Consider the following 3,861-nt stretch of genomic DNA (forward strand, 5'->3'; position numbering starts at 1 on the left):
CTTTTGTCAATATTTCTGCTAAATTCAGAGAAGAGCGAATCCGTTCCAGCATCCCTACTACCAAACGTTCTCGCTTTAATTGTTGGCGCAAGATCGCTTCTGCTTTTTTGCGATCGCTAATATCTTCGATCGCAGCAATTCCGTAACTCGGTTCCCCAAACTCATCCCGCACTAAAGATACAGTCACGTTCGCCCAAACCAATGAACCGTCTTTGCGTACAAAGCGTTTCTCAATTGCATAATTAACAATTTCCCCAGCTAACAGTTTTTTTGCCATATCGACATCTGTTGCTATCTCTTCCGGGTGCGAAATATCCCAAAGATTTAGGGCTTTCAGTTCCAATGCTGAGTATCCGACAATATTGCAAAAGCCTGGATTTACATTCAAAAAAGAACCGTCCGGCCGCACTTTAACAATGCCGACGGCCGCTTGTTCAAATACAGCTCGAAACCGTTTTTCGCTTTGTTGCAAAGCTATTTCGGATTTTTTGCGATCGGTAATGTCCATTTCCGTACCCAACAGCCGCACCACCTGACCCAAATCATTTTTAACAGCTTGTCCTTTACAGTTAACGTACCTGATTTCTCCTGATGCAAAATAGATGCGGTGGTCGATGTCGAAAGCTGTCCCTTCATTCACTGCCTTTTCCAAAGCTTTCGCAACCGTTTCTCGCTCATCGAGATGAATTTGCTCTAAAAGTTGTGCCATTGTCGGCAACCGATTTAATTCTCGACCGTAAATTCTAAACATTTCCGCCGACCAAGTAATAATTTCTGTCTGAATATCGAATTCCCAATTCCCCATGCGGGCAATTTTTTGCGCTGCTTGCAATTGCTCTGCGAGTTGTTGCAGAGATACGATCAATTCCGTTTTTTCGGCTTCTGCCGCAACGCGGGCGCTGATATCTTTGTGAGTTCCTGTCATCCGCAGCGGCCCACCCAATTCGTCGTACTCGACTACCTTACCCATTGCCAGAATCCACTGCCAATTTCCCGCTTTGTTGAGCAGCCGAAATTCAACTTCATAGATATCGGTGCGACCTTCAAAACAGGAATTTAAAGATGCCATTGCCTTCGGTCTGTCTTCGGGATTGAGCAAATTTTCCAAACCTTGAAGGTTATTTTCAATTTCAGTTTCTGCGTAACCGAGCATTGATTTCCACTGCGCGTCGAAATAAGTTTCGCCAGTGGCTATATTCCAATCCCACAGCCCCAAAGAGCTGCCGGAAACCGCCAACTGCAATCGCTTTTGACTGAGTTTTAATGCCGATTCGGTGCGTTTTAATTCTGTGAAGTCGGCAATTATCGCCATCATTCCTATGGGTTTAGTGTCGCTATCTTTAATGCAGTCTGCTCGCAAGATAACTTCTATAAGTTCGCCATTTTTAGCCTTGAGTGCAATTTCGCTGCTCCAGGAACAACCTTTCCGCAGCACTTTAAATAACTTTCTCAATTCTTGAGATTTGTACATTGCTGCCGGGCCGCCGGCATTATTTAGTTCTTCAACTGTATAGCCGTAGCGCTGAATAAATGCTTGATTGTGATAAATTGAACAGCCGTTCAAATCGGCGATCGCGATCGCATCGCTAGCGCTGTCTACAGCTTGAGTTACCAAGCGCAGAGTCAATTCGACGGTTTTGCGATTGGTAATGTCAAAAATTGCTCCATCCAACCACAAAACCAGCCCTTCTCGATCGTAAGTCGGTCTGCCTCTTTGCGACAGCCACCGCAGGGCACCGTCAGCCCGCACAATCCGGTATTCTACATGGTACGGCTGTTTTGAGTCTACCGCTGCCCTGATTTGTTTCGCAAGCATTGGACGATCGACCTCGTGGATAATGCTAGCAAAACTCAAGCCGTTGTTGTCGGTAAAATCCGCAGCCGGATAGCCGCTAATTGCCTGAATTTCATCGCTAACAAACACCATCGTCCAATCAGCATCGTACAAGCTGCGGCAGATAGCGCCGGGAATACTCTCAACGAGCGATCGAAATCTGGCTTCCGTCTCCCGCAAAGCTGCTTCGATTAGTTTTAAATCAGTAATATCCAGTATCATGCCTTCCCAAACTATATCCCCTTCCTGCCCTCTTGCTGTCGGAAAATCCACTCGTTCTGGTCTCGAAACCCCTCGCATCCACTTAACTGTTCCCGACGGCAAAATCGCACGCCATTCCTGCTGCCAGGGCTGCATATTCGCCGCCGAAACAGCAATTGATTCGTAAATCTTTTCCCGGTTGTCTTGAGGAACACAATTGAAAATAAGTTCGGGATTTAGCTGAATATCCTCTGGTTCCAATTCATATAAATCGCGGCAGCCAGAAGAAATGTAAGGAAAAGACATTTTGCCGTCGCTTGAAAGTCGGAATTGATAAATTATTCCCGGCAAATTTTCCCCAAGTTGCTGCAATCTAGCTTCGCTTTCTTGCAGCGCTAATTGTTGGTGCTTATCCTGAGTAATATCTCGAATTATCCCCACCAGAATTTTCCCGCCGTCGGTATTTTCAAAAATAGCTTTTTTAGTAGACAGAATGTGCTTGGCACCGCTGGCATCCGTAAAAAAATCCTCTGTCTCGTTTCCTTCCCCCGTCCTCAAAACTTGTTCATCTTTCTCCCGAAAAAAATCAGCTTCTTCTTTTGAGAAAAAGTCGCAATCAGATTTACCTAGCAGTTCTTCGCGCGGCTTGCCCATCAGCTTGCAAAAAGCATCATTTAACAGTATCCAGCGGTGCTGTTCATCTTTGACAAAAATTGGATCGGCAACTGCATCGATCGTATAATTCAAAAATCTTTTACTAGCTTCCAGTTCATCTAATGCTAAAACTCGCTCCGTAATATCGTTGATAGTTCCTGTCGTCCCCTGCGCCTCGCCCTCCGCGTCCCATATCAAAAAGAACTGCACTTCCACCAAGCGAAATCCGCCATATTTAGTAACAAATCGAATTTTATAGCAACAAGATGTTCCTTGATTTTTGTTCTGGCTTCTGCACAAACTTAAATATTGGAATTGGTCGTCAGGATGAATGTAACTCAAGCAGGAAGTTCCCAAGCTTTCATCAACTGTAAATCCGGTAATTTCCGTCCAAGCCGGATTGAGAAAAGTCCAATTGCCAGCAAAATTTGTTTCAAAAATAACTTCTTTGATATTGTCAACAAGTTGCAGGTATTTTTGTTGACTTTTTTGCCATTTTGCTTGCCGTTTCTCGCGGGCGATCGCGCAGCGCAGCGTCCGCACCAGCAGCCGGCTGTCTACTTGTATTTTCACCAGATAATCTTGGGCCCCAGCGGCAATCAACTCCACGGCTAGGTTTTCGTCATCGGCGGCTGTCAAAATGACGATCGGAATATTTATCCCGCAATCTTGCAGCCGAAAAAAAGTATTGAATTTTTGGCTGTCAGGAAGTGTCAAATCTAATAAAATTACATCAAAAATCTCGCCGCTTAAAATTTCTATAGCTTCCCGAAGGCACGCTACATTCGTCATCTCAATTGATGAGTTCAGCCGTGACTCAGACAGCAATTCTTGAATCAGTTCTGCATCTTCTGCACAGTCTTCTACTAACAGAATTTTCAAAGTAGCAAGCGTTAAAGTTGGCTCAACAACAGATTTCATTTTGGCTCATCTAAATAAAAAAACAGCAGCGGATGCAGCTATCTAGCTGATTTTTGGGCAACTTGAACCGTAGGCTTGAGAATTTCCTGGGTGCTGGCAAACTCCTAGATTTACAGTATATTCCAAGTTCATGAAGTACAGCAGCAACTATTGTGATTTCGATGTAGGGTGCGGATCTGCCCTATCTTCGATATAACTTGCAGATTGACGGAGCAATCCGCACCCTACACGGGAGCTCGCGCGCGGTGTGT

The 3,861-nt window shown here is 44.9% G+C and carries 1 protein-coding gene; it reads right to left on the minus strand.

Annotated elements, in window-relative coordinates:
* Positions 1–3,610 (minus strand): PAS domain S-box protein (locus tag WBA89_RS14195; RefSeq protein WP_424407411.1); only part of this gene is annotated, 3,610 nt, incomplete at its 3' end.
* Positions 3,611–3,861 lie beyond the last annotated feature (251 nt).

Source organism: Microcoleus sp. (genome assembly GCF_049646505.1).
Taxonomy (GTDB): Bacteria; Cyanobacteriota; Cyanobacteriia; order Cyanobacteriales; family Microcoleaceae; genus Microcoleus.